Source organism: Streptomyces sp. NPDC030799 (assembly GCF_055572255.1).
The window spans coordinates 248184-264899 of record NZ_JBVIDS010000002.1 but is presented as its reverse complement, the minus strand read 5'-3'; the positions used below and the strand labels follow the sequence as shown (position 1 = coordinate 264899).

General features: G+C 71.7%; 12 protein-coding genes. 8 read left to right on the top strand and 4 right to left on the bottom strand.

The features are described from left to right. Window positions 1-616 precede the first annotated feature (616 nt). Window positions 617-1696 carry an NAD(P)-binding domain-containing protein gene (locus tag ACZ41I_RS05095; RefSeq protein WP_468513181.1) on the top strand — a complete coding sequence of 360 codons (1080 nt, stop codon included), beginning with the start codon at window positions 617-619 and terminating at the stop codon, window positions 1694-1696. 12 nt (window positions 1697-1708) lie between these two features. On the opposite strand, the gene mltG is transcribed toward ACZ41I_RS05095, so the two are convergent. Together mltG and ACZ41I_RS05085 are read right to left on the bottom strand one after the other, a co-directional pair. Continuing rightward, window positions 1709-2611: an endolytic transglycosylase MltG gene (mltG, locus tag ACZ41I_RS05090; RefSeq protein WP_399763083.1), complete on the bottom strand. Its 903-nt coding sequence runs from the start codon at window positions 2609-2611 to the stop codon at window positions 1709-1711. Window positions 2612-2744: 133 nt separating this feature from the next. Continuing rightward, window positions 2745-4553, bottom strand: coding sequence for an ABC transporter ATP-binding protein (locus tag ACZ41I_RS05085; protein ID WP_363215360.1), 1809 nt, complete (start codon window positions 4551-4553; stop codon window positions 2745-2747). A gap of 114 nt (window positions 4554-4667) precedes the next feature. Here ACZ41I_RS05085 and ACZ41I_RS05080 point away from each other — a divergent pair, with 114 nt between their 5' ends. Beyond that, window positions 4668-5117 carry a MarR family winged helix-turn-helix transcriptional regulator gene (locus tag ACZ41I_RS05080; protein ID WP_363215359.1) on the top strand — a complete coding sequence of 150 codons (450 nt, stop codon included), beginning with the start codon at window positions 4668-4670 and terminating at the stop codon, window positions 5115-5117. Window positions 5118-5335: 218 nt separating this feature from the next. Here ACZ41I_RS05080 and ACZ41I_RS05075 read toward each other — a convergent pair whose 3' ends face one another. Beyond that, window positions 5336-6946, bottom strand: coding sequence for a peptide-N4-asparagine amidase (locus tag ACZ41I_RS05075; RefSeq protein ID WP_468513180.1), 1611 nt, complete (start codon window positions 6944-6946; stop codon window positions 5336-5338). Between the two features lie 150 nt (window positions 6947-7096). Between ACZ41I_RS05075 and ACZ41I_RS05070 the strand changes: the two genes are divergently transcribed. Further along, window positions 7097-8671 (top strand): M1 family metallopeptidase, encoded by a 1575-nt coding sequence (locus tag ACZ41I_RS05070; protein WP_468513179.1) that lies wholly within the window; start codon window positions 7097-7099, stop codon window positions 8669-8671. 159 nt (window positions 8672-8830) lie between these two features. After that, the gene (locus tag ACZ41I_RS05065) at window positions 8831-10846 is read left to right on the top strand and encodes an N-acetylmuramoyl-L-alanine amidase (protein WP_468513178.1); all 2016 of its coding nucleotides are present in this window, start codon (window positions 8831-8833) and stop codon (window positions 10844-10846) included. Here the strand turns inward: ACZ41I_RS05065 and ACZ41I_RS05060 are convergent. Then, window positions 10843-11607, bottom strand: a complete 765-nt coding sequence (locus ACZ41I_RS05060) for a L,D-transpeptidase family protein (RefSeq protein ID WP_468513427.1) — start codon at window positions 11605-11607, stop codon at window positions 10843-10845. The genes ACZ41I_RS05065 and ACZ41I_RS05060 overlap by 4 nt on opposite strands. 152 nt (window positions 11608-11759) lie before the next feature. Here ACZ41I_RS05060 and ACZ41I_RS05055 point away from each other — a divergent pair, with 152 nt between their 5' ends. From ACZ41I_RS05055 to ACZ41I_RS05040, 4 genes are all read left to right on the top strand, one after another. Continuing rightward, on the top strand, window positions 11760-13565 hold the full coding sequence (locus tag ACZ41I_RS05055; RefSeq protein ID WP_468513177.1) for an ABC transporter transmembrane domain-containing protein: 1806 nt from the start codon (window positions 11760-11762) through the stop codon (window positions 13563-13565). Continuing rightward, complete coding sequence (locus tag ACZ41I_RS05050; RefSeq protein WP_468513176.1) at window positions 13562-15343, top strand: ABC transporter ATP-binding protein; 1782 nt, start codon at window positions 13562-13564, stop codon at window positions 15341-15343. Before ACZ41I_RS05055 ends, ACZ41I_RS05050 begins: the two co-directional genes overlap by 4 nt. Before the next feature lie 603 nt (window positions 15344-15946). Then, window positions 15947-16417 carry a DUF5709 domain-containing protein gene (locus tag ACZ41I_RS05045; RefSeq protein WP_363215353.1) on the top strand — a complete coding sequence of 157 codons (471 nt, stop codon included), beginning with the start codon at window positions 15947-15949 and terminating at the stop codon, window positions 16415-16417. An 18-nt stretch (window positions 16418-16435) separates the two neighbouring features. Then, window positions 16436-16699 (top strand): type B 50S ribosomal protein L31, encoded by a 264-nt coding sequence (locus ACZ41I_RS05040; RefSeq protein WP_363215352.1) that lies wholly within the window; start codon window positions 16436-16438, stop codon window positions 16697-16699. Window positions 16700-16716 lie beyond the last annotated feature (17 nt).

The window sequence follows — 16716 nt, the reverse complement described above, 5'->3', positions numbered from 1 at the left end:
GTCGCTCGCGGCTGCCTACTCGGGCGAACTGCCGCGTGTCGCCTTCATCTTCGTGGCGTGGCAGGGCGGATGCGCAGCGCGGAGCACCTGGAGGCGGGCAGCCGGCACGGGGCGGCACCCAGGCTCGCTCGCTGGGTCCGTGAGGACGCGTGCCGATGAACGCGGCATCCACCACATCGCTGCGGTTGCGTCCAGAACGACAGCCGGGCCCGCGAGCCAGAGAGCGGCGAAGGCCCGGGCCGACCGCGGCCGACCTGTAGGTGAAATGGTTTGACATCGACGACCAGCGGCACATGCCCGTCCCGCCGAACAAGAAAGTCCGGGACATGACGTCTTCTTGCACATCCACCTTGGCGGTGAGCAGGAACGGCTGGGCCCAGATGCCCGTTACGCTCCGGTCGAAGTCAGCGTAGAGCAGGCGCGTCAACTCGAGTCGCGACTCGTAATCACATGATCACATGATCCCGCATGGGCGAGGACCAGACGACGCGCGACATGCATCCCGTTGTCCTTTGGGCCGAACATGGGCCATGCTCTGCGAGAAAAGGACATACGAGATGAAAACCCACAACCGGCTCCCGGGAAGATCCGCACCGAGACCCCTGTTAGTAGAAGCGTGAACGAACTGCGTGAGGTCGAGGTTGTCGTCATCGGCGCCGGCCAGGCCGGGCTGTCCAGCGCCTATCACCTGCGGCGCACCGGCTTCGAGCCGGAGCGCGACTTCGTGGTCCTCGACCACTCCCCCGCGCCGGGCGGCGCCTGGCAGTTCCGGTGGCCGTCACTGACGTACGGCAAGGTGCACGGGATGCACGCCCTGCCCGGCATGGAGCTGACGGACGCCGACCCCGCGCGCCCCTCGGCGGAGGTGATCGGTGCGTACTTCGACCGGTACGAGCGCACCTTCGGCCTGCGCGTGCGACGGCCCGTCAATGTGCAGTCCGTCCGGGAGGGAGACGGCGGGCGGCTGCTCGTGGAGACCTCGGACGGCAGCTGGTCGACGCGCGCCCTGATCAACGCGACCGGCACCTGGGACCGGCCGTTCTGGCCGCGCTGTCCCGGCCAGGAAACCTTCCGCGGGCGGCAGTTGCACACCGCGCAGTACGCCGGACCCGAGGAGTTCACCGGACAGCGGGTCGTGGTCGTCGGCGGCGGCGCCTCAGGCACCCAGCACCTGCTGGAGCTGGCCCCGTACGCGGCCGCGACCACCTGGGTCACCCGGCGGCCTCCGGTGTTCAGCGAGGGGCCCTTCGACGAGGAGACGGGCCGGGCCGCCGTCGCACTGGTGGAGGAACGGGTGCGCCAGGGACTGCCGCCGCGCAGTGTGGTCTCGGTCACCGGGCTACCCCTCAACGACGCCGTTCGGCAGGGGCTCGCCGACGGGGTCCTGGACCGGCAGCCGATGTTCGACCGGATCACCCCGGACGGCGTGGCGTGGAACGATGGACGGAGCATCGACGCCGATGTGATCCTCTGGGCGACCGGGTTCCGGGCCGCGCTCGACCATCTGCGTCCGCTGCGGCTGCGCGAGCCTGGCGGCGGGATCCGGATCGTGGGCACCCGGGCGGTGGCCGATCCGCGTGTCCACCTCGTCGGCTACGGCCCCTCGGCCAGCACCATCGGCGCCAACCGTGCGGGCCGCGCGGCCGTCCGGGACATCAGGCGGCTGCTGGAGAAGGAACAGCCGGTCGCCGCGTGACCTTCCGCCGGGTCAGCGGACCGAAGGCTGCGAGGCTCCGGACCCGTCCGGACCCTGACCCGGGCTCTGGCCCTGTCCCTGCCCCGCGGCCTGGCGCACGGCGTTGAATTCCGCCACGTTGCGCAGGTGCGTCTGGTAGTCGGAGGTGAAACGGGTGTCTCCCGGCTTGACCGTGACGAAGTACAGCCAGTCGCCCGGCGTCGGGTTCAGCGCGGCGCGCATCGCCTCCTCGCCGGGGTTGTCGATCGGTGTGGGCGGCAGGCCCATGCGCTGATAGGAGTTGTACGGGCTCTCGATCCGGGTGTCGTCCTGGCTGGTGCGGACGGTGCTGCGGTTCATCGCGTAGTTGATCGTCGAGTCCATCTGCAGCGGCATCCCGCGTTCCAGCCGGTTGAGGACGACCCGGGCGACCTTCCCCATGTCCGCCTGCGTCGCCGCTTCCGCCTGGACGATGCTGGCGATGGTGACGGCCTGGTAGACGTTCATCGCGTTGCGCTGCGCCCCGGCCGCAACCGGCGCCGCATTGAACTCGCTGTTGGCGGTGTCGACCATCGAGCGCAGCAACGACTCGGGCGTCGCGCCCTTCTCGATGCGGTACGTCGCCGGAAAGAGATAGCCCTCCGGGTTGCCCTGGGCTTCGCCGGGCAACTGCAGGCCGGCTTTCCCGATGGACTTGCGGGTGCTGCCCGGGGGCAGCCTGAGGGCCCTGTCGATCGCGTCGTACACCTGGCTTGCGCGCCAGCCTTCCGGGACGACCAGCGCGGTGGGCGGTGGCGGCTCCTTCGGGCCGCTGTCCAGCGTCAGCAGCGGCACCGCCACGGCGGTGCCGACCAAGACGGCGCCGGCCGCGAGGAGGGCGAGTCTGCCCCGGCGTGTCAGTCGCATCGTGCCTCGTGACGGAATCTTCGTCTGCATGCGGGAACGGTAATACGCATATCGCCCTAAATCCGGTACATATGCAGTTGTCGGGCACAGCGTCAGCTTGTCGGTTCCGGCCGCGCTCAGCTCACGGGTTCCGGCCGCGCTCAGCACGAGGTTCGATCTGCGCTCAGCTCGTCGGTTCGAGTTGGGCGTCCCGGCGCACCAGCGCGGCGTACCTCCCGTCAAGCTCCAGCAGCTCCTCGTGACTGCCGCGTTCGGCGACCCGCCCGGAGTCGAGGACCACGATCTGGTCGGCGCCGCGGACCGTGGACAGGCGGTGGGCGATGGTGATCGTGGTCCGGTCCGCCGACAGGGCGTCGATCGCCTCCTGGACGGCGGCCTCCGTACGGGTGTCGAGCGCGCTGGTCGCCTCGTCGAGGATGAGGACCGGCGGATCGCGCAGGATGGTACGGGCTATCGCCAGGCGCTGTTTCTCACCGCCGGAGAAGCGGTGGCCGCGTTCGCCGACGACCGTGTCGTAGCCGTCGGGGAGCGCGGCTATGTGGTCGTGTATCTGCGCCGCCCTGGCCGCCGCCCGCAGTTCCTCGTCGGTGGCGTCCGGCTTGGCGAAGCGGAGGTTGTCGGCGACCGAGGCGTGGAAGAGGTACGTCTCCTGCGAGACCACACCGACCGCGCGGGCGAGGGTGTCGAAGTCGAGGTCCCGGACGTCGATGCCGTCCAGGGTGACGCGGCCGCCGGTGACGTCGTAGAGGCGGGGCACCAGATAGCCGAGCGTGGACTTGCCGGCGCCGGTCGGGCCGACGACGGCGAGGCTGCCGCCCGCGGGCACGGTGACGTCGATGCCGTCGAGGACGGGGCGGGTCCTGTCGTCGTTGTCGTAGCGGAACTCGACGCCCTCGAAGCGGACTTCGCCCTTGACCTGGTCGAGACGGACGGGCCGTTCGCGCTCGGTGATGTCGACCGGCAGGTCCAGGTACTCGAAGATGCGCTGGAAGAGGGCGAGGGAGGTCTGGATCTGGACGCCGGTCGCGAGCAGGCTCACAGCCGGGCGGAACAGCCCCTGCTGGAGCGAGACGAAGGCGACGATGGTGCCGAGCGAGACCTTCGGGCCGCCGAACTGGAGGGCGAGACCGGCGGTCCAGTAGATGACGGCGGGCATCGCGGCCATGACGATCGTGATCACGGCCATGCGCCAGCGGCCGGCCATGTTCGACCGCACCTCCAGGTCGACCAGGCGCTCGGACTCCTCCGCGAAGGACGCGGTCAGCGAGTCGGAGCGGCCCATGGTGCGGCCGAGGAGAATGCCGCTGACCGAGAGCGACTCCGTGACGGTGGCCGCCATCGCGGCCATCTGCTTCTGCCGCTGCGTGGTGATTTTCTTGCGTTCGTTGCCGACACGGCGGCTTATCCACACGAACACGGGCAGCAGGAGCAGCGAGACGATCGTGAGCCGCCAGTCGAGGGCGACCATCGCGACGATCGTGGCGACGACGCTGGTGGCGTTGGAGACGAGGGAAGTGGCGGTGGAGGTGACGGTGGCCTGCATGCCGCCGATGTCGTTGGCGATCCGGGACTGCACCTCGCCGGTGCGCGTGCGGGTGAAGAAGGCGAGCGACATGCGCTGCAGGCGGCCGTAGACGGCGGTGCGCAGGTCGTGCATGACGCGCTGGCCGACCGTGGTCGAGATCAGCGTCTGCAGCACGCCGAAGACGCTGGAGAGGACCGCGCTGAGGATCATGCCGAGCGCGAGCAGGCTGAGCAGACCGGTGCGGCCCTGGGGGATCGCGACGTCCAGGGTCTCCTTGAGCAGGAACGGCGTGGCCACCGAGACCAGGGAGGAGGCGCCGACCAGCAGGCCGACGACCGCCAGCCGGCCCCGGTAGGGACGGAAGAGCTTCAGGATGCGGCGCACCTGCCGGGGCTGTTCCTTGGCGTCGGCAGGCGGGGTCCAGGACGTTTCACGGTCGGGGTGCATGGGCTCCTACGGAGGTGAACGGGCGCCGGACAGGGATCGGCCGACGGTGACGAACGGATCGCAGCTCATTGTTACCTATACTCACAATGAACGGCATCCTGATATTGTTCCCGCATGACCATCCCCGACCCCGACGGCCTGCTCGCCGAGCAGTTGCTGCGGCTGACCCGCCGGGTGCACCGCATCCAGAAACGCCATCTGGAACGCCACGACCTGGGCATCACTCCGGCCCAGTCCCGGCTGCTGCGCACCCTCGCGCACTACGCTTCCCCGCCGCGCATGGCCGACCTGGCCGAGCGTCTGGAGGTGGTGCCGCGTGCGGTGACAACACTGGTCGACGGTCTGGAGGCGAGCGGGAAGGTACGGCGGGCGCCGGATCCGGCGAACCGGCGGGTGACGCGGATCGAGCTGACGGACGAGGGACGCACGACCCTGCGCGAGCTGCGCGGCGCGCGCCGCTCGGCGGCCGAGGAGATCCTCGCTCCGCTGACGGAGAAGGAACGCCAGGTGCTCGGTGTCCTGCTGGACACCCTGATCGAGGGGGACGGCGGCCAGCGCTGCTGAACCCACCGCCCCGGGCTCGGCGTACAGCGCGGCGGGCCGTACACCACTGGTGCCCAGACAGCTCTTGATGACCGCGAGGCCGCTTGCGTGCGACGCGTCGCGGCAGGGACGGATGCGGACTGCGGCACGGGCGTTCATCCGAAGGCGCGCTCGATCCCCACGGTGACGCCCGTGCCACAGCCGCTCACATCACCGTGGCGCATGCCACATCGCCGTGCTCAACAGCGGTAGCGGTCCTCCGTCAGCGCCCCTTGAGCCGTGGCCAGCGAACGGTCGTAGCAGCCGTCGGAGCCGTACAGCCGGTAGCGCTCGCTCGACGTGCCGACCGCGTGCCGCTGGTCGCGCGGGACGTTCATGGTGTACGCCGCGTCACCGTTGTAGGTGTCGTCCAGCCGCGACCACGCGGTGCGCCGGCCGCCTTGCAGTTCCACGACCGACGCGCGGTCGCCGAGTGTCAGCACGGTGCGCAGCCGGTCGTCGGTGCCGATGGTGGTCGCGCCGTTCATGGTGTACGTCCGGTGTGTGTGCGTCGTCCGCGCGGGGCCGTGTCCGCCGACGGTGACCGTCTGGTCGTCGGACCAGGTCGCGTCCAGTCCGTCCATGTTCTCGCCGTCGGTCCAGCGGTGGACGGAGGTGTTGGCGAGCGCCCGGGTGACGGTGGTGGTCACACGGCCGTGCGAGGTGTCGAGGTATCCCGAGACGGTGAGCCGGTGTCCGGCGTCGGTGGCGACACGGTTCTCCGAACCGGGCGTGTACACGGAGGAGTTGGCGATGTCCGTCGCCCGGTCCGCGGTCAGCGCGCCGGTGACGCGGTCACGGTGCGCGTCCTGCCAGACCAGGACGTTGACCGGCGCGCTCCAGCCCGGCCGGCCCGCGGGCAGACCGGCCACGGAGACCTCGAAACGGTGCGGACGGCCGTCGTTGAGCAGACCCGCGAAAGGCGTGAGGTCGTATGCGATCGGGCGGACGTCGAAGGCTCCCGGTGCCGGGAGGACGTACCAGAGGAACGGGTTGGACCAGCCGCCGGTCCAGACGTTCGGGAAGGGCGCGGCGATTCCGGCGAGCCGGCCGTCGACCTTGATCTGCACCTCGCGGTAGGGGCCGTGATCGGCCTTGCAGGAGTACGACGCCGGGTCGGCCACCGTCAGATACCAGAACTCCTCGCAGCCGCCGCCCGAACCGGTCGCGTACACCTCGGCGACGATCCGTTCGCTGTTGCGCGGCGTGGTGAGGGTCGTGCCGTCGGGCGTGTCGGCCAGGGTGAGCACGCGGTCGGGGGTCCGCTCCGCGGGACGACCCGCGTAGAAGGTCAGGGTGACGTGCACGTCGATGACACCGGTGTAGGTGCCGTCCACGACGTTGCCGATCAGCATTTCGACGTCCTGCGCCCTGCGGAAGGTGTCGCTGTAGCGGGTGACGTCCTTCTCGACGTGCCATTCGATCCCGTCGGGCGAGGGCTCCGGTGTGGAGGTGCGCAGGATCTCGACCCCGCCGACATGCAGATAGCCGAGGCGGTCGTACTGACGGCCCTTCACCTTGCCGTCGAGCCGCAGGACGACCTTGCTCCAACGGTCGCCGCAGTCCTGGGGCGGGGTGTACGCGCCCCGGTACGGCGTGAAGTCGCGGAACTGGGCGTCGGCGAGCGTGACCTGACAGGACGGGGTGTGCGGCCGGTCGACGGGCGGCGCCGCGGTGACCGGGTCGTGCCAGTCGGTGCCGAACTCGGCCGGAGCGTCGGCCGCCTGGGCGGCAGCGGCTCCCGGGCCGAACAGGGCGCTCGCCAAGAGGGTCGCTCCGGCGAGCATGGACATGACTATCCGTCTTCTCATGGCCGTGTTCTACGGGGAGTTGACCACCCACCGCAATGAGGAGATCGGACGACAGTCGCCGCGCGAGCCGGTCCGGCGGGAGCGCATACCGGCTGACCGCACAGCGGAACATTTAGTGCTATATGCACACCTCGCTGACATAGTGCGGTCATGAAGATCATGCCCGCCGGCCGCCCAGCGGGGTCCCCGCGCCGCGAGTCCCGGCACCGGCGCCCCCGCCCCGTCCTCCGCACCCCTCGCGTGACCCTGTCCCTGGCCCTCGCCGTTGCCGTCACCGGTGCCGCCGCGTTCGCCGCCCTGTCCTCGCACGGCGCCCACCGCTCGCCCGCCCCCGGCCCGGCCGCCTCCTCGGGCCCGGTGCCCTCCCCCGGCGCGCCGGGCATCGGCGACCCGCTCATGCCGCTCGCCGGAAACGGCGGCTACACGGTCCGCCGCTACACGCTCGACTTCGACTGGCGGGCGCCGCGGACGCCGTTCGCCGCCGGCGCCACCATCAGCGCCACCGCCACGCAGTCCCTGTCCCGCTTCGACCTCGACTTCGCGGGCAACACGCTGCACCGGGTCACGGTCGACGGGGCGCCGGCCACCGCGGTACGCGACGGCGACGAACTCGTCGTCACCCCGGCGCGCCCCATCCCCCTCGGCAGCACCTTCACCGTGCACGTCACCTACACCGCCGACCCCAGGCAGAGCCGGCACCGCGGCGACGCGATCCAGGACTACGGCTGGGTGCCCACCGCCGACGGCACCTTGGTCTGCGCTCAGCCCGACGGCGCGAAACTGATCTTCCCGGCGAACGACCACCCGAGCCTGCGGGCGCCCGTCACCTTCCGCATCACCACACCGCCCGGAATCAGTGCGGCGGCCAACGGCCGCCTCGTCGGCACCGTCCGGCAACCCGACGGACGCGTCCGGTGGACCTACGACTCCGAACAGCCGATCGCGGCACAGCTGGTCCAGATGGCGATCGGGAGGTTCACCTTCGCCGACAGCACCGGTCCGCACGGACTTCCGGTCCGGGACGTGGTCCCGGACGACCTGGTCGGCGACACGGAAGGCTTCCGCTCGCTCACCCCGGAGCATCTCGCCTGGCTGGAACAGCGGCTCGGCCCGTACCCGTTCCGCCGCTACGGCGTGCTGGTCGGCGACACCGACCTGCCGGTGGCACTGGAGACACAGTCGCTGTCCGTCGTACCGAAGGACGACCTGCTGGGCGACCGGGTCGACGCCGAGCGCAACCTCGTACACGAGTTGACCCACCACTGGACGGGTGACAGCGTCGCCGTCCGGCGCTGGGCCGACCTCTGGCTGAGCGAGGGTCACGCCCGCTTCTACGAACGTCTGTACTCGGCCGAGCACGGCGGCATCAGCCTCACGGACGCGATGCGGGCGGCCTACGAACAGCACGACCAGTGGCGGCACGACGAGGGGGCGCCCGCCGAGCCCACGCAGTCCACGCTGTTCAAGGTGATGCGCTACGACGGCTCGGCGCTCGTGCTGTACGCCCTGCGGGAGAAGGTCGGCGCGGAGACCTTCGGCCGGATCGAACGCTCCTGGGTGACGGCGTATCAGGGCCGGGCGGCCGGCACCCGGGACTTCATCGCACTCGCGTCGCAGGTCGCGGGCGAGGACCTGAGCCCGTTCCTGACCCCGTGGCTGTACGGGCCGCACACCCCGCCCATGCCGGGCCACCCCGACTGGCAGGTGGACCCGGTCGAGGACTGAGCCGGCACGCCGCCGACCGAGTGGCCCCTGCCCGGCCGCTCGGCCACCCCGGTGACGCTTGGCGCGACACGGCGCGGAAGGCACGGAAACGTACCAGGGGTGGCGTCCAGGACAACCCCCTGTGTTCTGGTGGTGACGACATGTCTGGAGAACCGTGCAATGAGAAGACCGGCCGCCCCACGTGTTCCCAACTCCCTGCGCGAGTGCCGCCGGGCAGCCTGCGTGATCGCGTCGGCGGCGGTGCTGGTGCCGCTGCTGCTCATCCCACTGGCCGACGACGAGACCCCGGACCAGCAGCTGCAGAACACCTTCGCGGAGGCCGCCCGCGAGTTCCACGTGCCGCGCAGTGTGCTCATGAGCGTGTCCTACATGCAGACGCGCTGGGACACCCATCCGGGTGCCCCGAGCGTCGCGGGCGGCTACGGGCCGATGCACCTGGTGGACCCCAGCCGGACCGAGGCTCCCGCAGCGGCAGCCGGCTCGGCGGAGAACGGCGCCGGCATCCGGCCGCACGCGGGGGCGGCCGGAACCTCTGCCGCACCCGAGGCCACCCCGTCGCCCGGTCACACCGTCCAGCCGGCGGACCTGGACCGCGCCGCACGCCTGATCGAGGTCCCGGCCGAACGCCTGCGGACGGATCCGACCGCCAACATCCGCGGCGGCGCGGCGATCCTGGCCGCCACGCAACGCCAGCTCGGCAAGCCCCTCAGCGACAACCCGGCGGACTGGTGGGAGGCGGTGCAGCACTACCCGGGCACCCGTGACATCACGGCGGCGACCACGTACGCGAACGATGTCTTCGACGTGATCCGCAAGGGGGCGCACCGCACCACCGCCGAAGGACAGGACGTCACCCTCGCCCCCAACCCCGGCGTACGCCCCCACGTCACTCGGGCACAGGCCCCACCGCGGCCCAAGCAGGTCGAGTGCCCCGCGGAGCTGGCCTGCGACTGGCTCAGCGCGCCGTACGAGGAGATCGACGAGGACGGTGACTACGGCAACCACGACCTCGGCAACCGGCCTGTCGACCAGAAGATCGACTACATCGTCATCCACGACACCGAGGCGTATCTGCCGAACATGTTCAAGACGGTGCAGGATCCCACGGAGGCGTCCTGGCACTACTCGATCCGCTCCAGCGACGGCCACATCACCCAGCATGTGAGGACCAAGGACGAGGCCTGGCACTCCGGCAACCAGTTCGTGAACGCCCGCTCGATCGGCGTGGAGCACGAGGGCTTCCTCACCCAGCCCGGCAAGTGGTACACGGAACCGATGTACCGGGCCTCGGCGCGCCTGGTGGGCTACCTGGCGAAGAAGTACCAGGTCCCGCTCGACCGGCAGCACATCATCGGCCACGACAACGTACCGGCGCCGACCGACGACTCCATCCCCGACATGCACGACGACCCCGGTCCCTTCTGGGACTGGCGGCACTACTTCGACCTGCTCGGCGCGCCGCTGCGGGCCTCGGCCGGTCCGGACAGCGACATGGTGATGATCCTGCCGGACTACGCCATCCACAAGCCACGGTTCACCGGGTGCAAGGGCAGCGGTCAGCCGTGTGCGCCGCACGGCTCCAGCGCCGTACGCCTCCACACGCGACCGGACGACAACGCCCCGCTGATCCAGGATCCCGGCCGCAAGCCGGACGGCGACCCGTCCACGGAGGACGTCAACGACCTGGGTTCCCGCGTGTCCGCAGGGCAGACCTTCGCCGTCGCCGACCGCAGCGGCGACTGGACGGCGATCTGGTTCCAGGGCCACAGAGCATGGTTCAGGAACCCGGCGAAACACCCGACGGCCGTCGGTGCGAGCGGCCACATGGTGACCCCGAGGGAAGGCCTGGACGAGATCCCGGTGTACGGGCGTGCCCTTCCGGAGGAGGACGCCTACCCCGAGGGCGTGGAGGGGGAGCCCGAATCGCCGCTGCCCTACCGGTTGCGGGCGGGACAGCGGTATGTGACACAGGCCCTCGTCCGCAGTTCGTACGTCCCCCGGTCGTCCATCGTCGACACACCCGACCCGGTGGTGAAGGGCCAGGAGGGGTACTACGAGATCCAGTTCGGCCACCGGCTCGCCTATGTCAGGGCCAGTGACGTGGACATCGTCGACAGTACCTCTGCGGCGGCGGGACCGCCGTCGGCGCCCACGGACGACCCGGCCGCGCGCTAGGCGGCCAGTTCCGCCCGGTCCCCCATCACCACGACCGGATCGAGCGCCGGGTCGAGCGTGCGCAGCAGGACCTCCATGGCCTGCTTGGAGACGCTGACGCAAGCCGAGGTGCCGCTGCCGTGGTCCATGTGCAGCCAGATGCCGCCCCCCTTGCCCGCACCCCAGGGACGGCCGGCGTCGCGCGGCGGGGTGCCGGGGAGGCGGTTGTAGTCGATGGCGATGACGTAGTCGAAGTCGTGCTGGTGCGCCTCGTCCCAGTCGGCCGGCGGCGTATAGGCGCTTACGTCGCGGTCGTACGGCAGTCGGGCGCCCGGGTCGGGGAGCACACCGCCCGCGTCGGAGAGGGTGAACACACCGACCGGGCTGCGCTGGTCCCCCTCATGGTGGTCGGCGGTCCAGCCGTGCCGCCCGTTGTGGGCGGGCCAACTGCCCGTCGAGTGCCACCCGGCACCACGCCGGGTGTACAGCACCAGCCTGGAGTCGGCGGAGTTCGCGCCCTCGCCGTAGACGGCCACGATCTGGCGGGAGTCGGCGGGGATCCGCCGGCGGAGGCGGGCGCCGACGCCGGGGATACGGGTCGGGTCGGTCGTGGGAACCGAGGACAGGGTCGGGCTCTGCGCCGGCCGGCCGACGGGCGCCGGCGCTCCAGCGGTGCGCGCGGGGCCGGATGCGGGGCCGCCGCACGCGGTGAGGGTGGCGAAGAGCGCTCCCAAGGCCGCCACCGCGACCGTCCCACGCCGCCGTACGTTGTCGATCTCCATGTGCACCGGGCCATGGTGGCCTGAAGCCGGTGGACTCAGATAGCGGTCGAGGAAAACCGTTTGAAATTCACCACTCTGCGACGCCAACCTGTCACGGCTTGTCCGCGTTCATCGCCGCTTCCCCCTGCCCTGACACGAGCCACTGGGACGTCATGCAGATTCAAGACCTGCCGTATTCCGATCCGGGCGTCCCCGACGCACGTTCGGGCCCCCGACTCCTGTGGTGGCTCTGGCAGAACCAGCTGGGCGGACAGCTGAAGTCGCTCGCCTGGGGCCTGTTGCACTTCGTCTCCGTGTCGGCCCTGCCCTTCTGCGTCGGCCTCGCCGTCCAGGCGGTCGTCGACCGCTCCGGCACCCGGCTCGCCCTGACGGGTGGTCTGATGCTGCTGTGCGGCACGGGCATCGCCCTCGGTGACACCTTGCTGCACCGGGCCGCCGTCACCAACTGGATCACGGCCGCCGCCCGCGTCCAGCAACTGCTGGCACGCAAGGCCGCCCTGCTGGGCTCCGCCCTGACCCGGCGGGTGGCCGCCGGCGAGGTGGTGGCCGTCTCCACCGGTGACGTCGAGAAGATCGGCTGGTTCGTGGAGGCCGTCTCCCGGTTCACCGCGGCCGCGCTGACGGTCGTCGTGGTCTGTGCCGGCCTCCTTCTCTACCAGCCCGCCCTGGGTGTGGTCGTCGCCGTCGGACTGCCCGTGGTGGCCCTCGCGGTACTGCCGCTGCTGCCCCGTGCGACGCGCCGCGCCGACGTACAGCGCGAGAAGGCGGGCCGGGCCACCGAGCTGGCCTCGGACACGGTCGCCGGACTGCGGGTACTGCGCGGCATCGGCGGCGAGGAGCTGTTCCTCGACCGCTACCGCCGGGCCTCGCAGGAGGTACGGCACGCCGCGGTGCGCAGCGCCCGGATGTGGTCGCTGATCTCCGCCATCCAGGTACTCCTGCCCGGACTGCTGCTCATCGCCGTCGTCTGGCACGGCATCCACCTGGCCCGGCAGGGCCGCATCACCGTGGGCGAACTCGTCACCGTCTACAGCGCGGTCATGATCCTCAACTACCCGCTGCGGCACTTCGAGGAGATCGCCATGGCGTACTCCTTCTCGCGCCCGTCGGCCAAACGGGCGGCCCGGGTGCTGTCGCTGGAGCGGTCCACGGCCACCGAGGGCACCCGCGAGGCCGAGGTCCCCGGCGGCGACCTGTACGACCCCGGCACCGGTCTGCTGGCTCCCGCCGGCCGTCTCACCGCCGTGGTCTGCGGCGACCCGGACGCGGCGGGCCGGCTCGCGGAGCGGCTGGGCGGCCATCCCACCGAACCGGGTCGCTCGGCGCTGCTCGGCGGCGTGCCCCTCGACGAACTCCCCCTGGACACCGCCCGTACCGCCGTCCTCGTCCAGGACAAGGACCCGGTGCTGCTGTCCGGCACCCTGCGCGAGCTGCTCGACGTCCCCGCCTCCGGAACCGTACGGGCCGCGGACGCGCTGGACGCGGCGCAGTGCGGCGACGTCCTGGACGCGCTCGTCCAGGGATCGCTGGACGCCGCGGACCCGATGGACGCCCGTGTCACCGAGCGCGGGCGCTCCCTGTCCGGCGGCCAGCGCCAGCGGCTCGCGCTGGCCCGGTCGCTGATCACCGACCCCGAGGTGCTGGTGCTGGACGAGCCGACCTCCGCGGTCGACTCACATACCGAGGCACGGATCGCGGACGGACTGCGCCGACTGCGCTCCGGGCGCACGACGGTGGTGTTCACCTCCTCACCGCTGCTGCTCGACCGCGCGGACGGGGTCGCCCTGGTCCACGAGGGCGAGGTCGTGGCGGTCGGCGTGCACCGCGAACTGATCGACGGCGAGCCGCGATACCGGGCCGTGGTCACGCGGGAGACGGACGACGAACTGGCCGCGGCCGACCAGGGTGCACTGGTGGGCGCACGGCAGGAGCGGGAAGAGATCGAGGAGAGCGCATGATCGGCGTTGCGCCACCGGCGTACGACCCGGCGGCCCCGACGACCGCCACCACCCTGCCCGTCGGCGCGGCGGCGACCGTACGGGCCTACGTCACCGAGCTGTTCCGCCGGCACCGCCGGGCCTTCCTGCTGCTCATCGCGGTCAACACGGTGGCCGTGATCGCGTCCATGGTGGGTCCGTACCTGCTCGGCGGCCTGGTCGAGCAAGTGTCCGACGGCGCCCGGGAGCTTCATCTCGGCCTGACCGCCGGTCTGTTCGTGCTCGCGCTCGCCGTGCAGGCGGCGTTCGTACGACAGGTACGGCTGCGAGGCGCGATGCTCGGCGAGCGGATGCTGGCCGACCTGCGCGAGGACTTCCTCGTCCGCTCGGTCGGGCTGCCGCCGGGCGTGCTGGAACGGGCGGGCACCGGCGACCTGCTCTCCCGCATCACCACCGACATCGACCGCCTGGCCAACGCGATGCGTGAGGCCGTGCCCCAGCTGGCCATCGGCGTCGTGTGGGCCCTGCTGCTGCTCGGCGGGCTGGTGGTGACGGCGCCGCCGCTGGCGGCCGCCGTGCTGCTCGCCGTGCCGGTGCTGGTGGCAGGGTGCCGCTGGTACTTCAAGCGGGCGCCCTCCGGCTACCGCTCCGAGGCCGCCGGGTACGCGGCGGTCGCCGCCGCCCTCGCCGAGACGGTGGACGCGGGTCACACCATCGAGGCGCACCGGCTCGGCGACCGCCGCGTCGCCCTGTCGGAGCGGCGGATCAAGGAGTGGACGGTCTGGGAGCGGTACACGCTCTGGCTGCGGTCCGTGCTCTTCCCGGTGATCAACGCCGTGCACGTCATCGTGCTGGGCTCGGTCCTCATGGTCGGCGGGGTGTTCGTCCTGCACGGCTGGATCGGGGTGGGCCGGCTGACCACGGGTGCGCTGATCGCACAGATGCTCGTCGACCCGGTGAACCTGATCCTGCGCTGGTACGACGAGGTACAGGTCGCCCAGGTGTCGCTGGCCCGTCTGGTCGGTGTGCGGGACATCGAGCCGGACGCCGGGGACGCCTCGCTGACGCCGGACGGACGCGACGTGCACGCCGACCGGGTGCGCTTCGGCTATCGCGAGGGCGTGGACGTGCTGCGCGAGGTGTCCCTGGAGGTCGCCCCGGGCACCCGGCTGGCCCTGGTCGGCCCGTCGGGCGCGGGCAAGTCCACCCTCGGCAGGCTGCTCGCCGGGATCTACGCACCGCGGGACGGGCGGATCACCCTGGGCGGCGCGGAGCTGTCCCTGATGCCGGCGGAACGCGTCCGCTCGCACGTCGCCCTCGTGAACCAGGAACACCATGTCTTCGTCGGCTCCCTGCGCGACAATCTCCTGCTGGCCCGCACCGGCGCCACGGACGCCGAGCTGTGGGCCGCCCTGGGCGCGGTCGACGCGGATGCCTGGGCGCGGGCGCTGGACGACGGCCTGGACACCGAGGTCGGCTCCGGCGGTCTCACGCTGACCCCGGCACAGGCCCAGCAGATCGCGCTGGCCCGGCTGGTGCTCGCCGATCCGCACACCCTGGTCCTGGACGAGGCGACCTCGCTGCTCGACCCGCGCGCGGCCCGGCATCTGGAACGCTCCCTGGCCCGTGTCCTGGACGGCCGCACGGTGGTCGCCATCGCCCACCGCCTGCACACCGCCCACGACGCCGACGTGATCGCCGTCGTGGAGAACGGCCGCATCAGCGAGCTGGGCAGCCATGACGAGCTGGTCGCGGCGGACGGCGCGTACGCCGCGCTGTGGCGGTCCTGGCACGGGTGAGGATCCGTCCCCGACCGGTACGACAGCGCGGCACCCACCCACAACGCCGGTCACCGCGCTCCCCTGGGCGCGGCCGCGGACCCTGCCCGGAACAGCACCGCCGGGCGCGCCCGGCGTTCACGGGAGTCCGACGGCGGGCGCGCCCGGTGGTCGCTGCAGTCCGACGGCGGGCGTGGCGGCCGGGCCCAGCGGATCGAGGGGCCGTGGGACCTGCGGGCGCTTGGGCAGCCAGGTCGCGGCGGCACGGCGTGCGGCGGGCTCCGCAAGCGCCCAGGAAGCGCGGGCTGTGGCGGGGCTGCCTGCGGTAAGGGCCGCCGGCGGTCGCGCCCGGCGTTCGCCGGAGTCCGCCCGCGGTCTGGGGGGTCGGGCAGGGCCGGCCGGTGCGTGGTGGGGGCTGTCGGGTGCCGGTGTTCGAGTGGTGGGCCTGAGCGGCGGCCGTGCCGTTGCGCGGGGCCGAGCAAGGGTGGAAGGCTGGAGAACGGCACAGGCTCGGGGAACGCCACGGAACCATCCGGTCCGCGGCGTGTGACACCTGTTGCGCGTGCTGACGGCCCGCCGCCCGTCGCGGTGGCACCCGGCCGTCCTCACCACCTGGAGGTACTCGTGGACAGCGCCGACGGCTGGGGGGACGACGTCTACCAGCCCGATCCCTCGGAGATCCGGGAGGACTCGGGGGTGCTCGACGTCGAGGACACACTGGACTTCGACGGCGTCAACGACCCGCTCGACCGCGGCTGGTCCCCTCCGGAGCGCCCCTGGGCAGTGGAGCACCGCGGGGTGACGGCGGCCGAACGCCAGGCGGGCGAGAGCCTCGACCAGCGGCTTGCCGAGGAACTGCCCGACCTCGACACGCCTGACGGCGACGGCCTCGGCGACTGCACCGGAACCGACGGGGAACTCCTGGACAACGAGGTCGGCCACCTCCGCTCCGGCCGGCTGGTGGCCCCGGACGAGGGAGCGCACGAGGACGAGGAGGCGGCCCTCGTCGCCACCGACGTCGGCATCGACGGTGCCGCCGCCTCCGCCGAGGAGGCCGCGATGCACATCGTCGACGAGGACTCCCTGTCCGGCTGACCCGCAGGAGGAGCCGCCATGCAGGAGGACAAGCACCCCGACTATCACCCCGTGGTCTTCCGTGACCGCGCCGCCGGATACGCGTTCCTGACCCGCTCGACCGCGCGGAGCGAGCAGACCATCGAGTGGGACGACGGCCGCACCTACCCGGTGATCGACGTGGAGATCTCCTCGGAGAGCCACCCCTTCTACACGGGCAAGGCCCGCACCGTCGACACCGAGGGCCGGATCGCCCGCTTCGAGCGCCGGTACGGCGGGGCCGACGCAGGCGACGTGACCTGATCCGAAGCGGTGCCCCG

Bases quoted from the DNA above. Each gene is read 5' to 3' on its own strand.
- mltG (WP_399763083.1), bottom strand. From the start codon at position 2,611: ATGCAGACGAAGATTCCGTCACGAGGCACGATGCGACTGACACGCCGG.
- ACZ41I_RS05085 (WP_363215360.1), bottom strand. From the start codon at position 4,553: ATGCACCCCGACCGTGAAACGTCCTGGACCCCGCCTGCCGACGCCAAG.
- ACZ41I_RS05080 (WP_363215359.1), top strand. From the start codon at position 4,668: ATGACCATCCCCGACCCCGACGGCCTGCTCGCCGAGCAGTTGCTGCGG.
- ACZ41I_RS05075 (WP_468513180.1), bottom strand. From the start codon at position 6,946: ATGAGAAGACGGATAGTCATGTCCATGCTCGCCGGAGCGACCCTCTTG.
- ACZ41I_RS05070 (WP_468513179.1), top strand. From the start codon at position 7,097: ATGAAGATCATGCCCGCCGGCCGCCCAGCGGGGTCCCCGCGCCGCGAG.
- ACZ41I_RS05065 (WP_468513178.1), top strand. From the start codon at position 8,831: ATGAGAAGACCGGCCGCCCCACGTGTTCCCAACTCCCTGCGCGAGTGC.
- ACZ41I_RS05060 (WP_468513427.1), bottom strand. From the start codon at position 11,607: ATGGAGATCGACAACGTACGGCGGCGTGGGACGGTCGCGGTGGCGGCC.
- ACZ41I_RS05055 (WP_468513177.1), top strand. From the start codon at position 11,760: ATGCAGATTCAAGACCTGCCGTATTCCGATCCGGGCGTCCCCGACGCA.
- ACZ41I_RS05050 (WP_468513176.1), top strand. From the start codon at position 13,562: ATGATCGGCGTTGCGCCACCGGCGTACGACCCGGCGGCCCCGACGACC.
- ACZ41I_RS05040 (WP_363215352.1), top strand. From the start codon at position 16,436: ATGCAGGAGGACAAGCACCCCGACTATCACCCCGTGGTCTTCCGTGAC.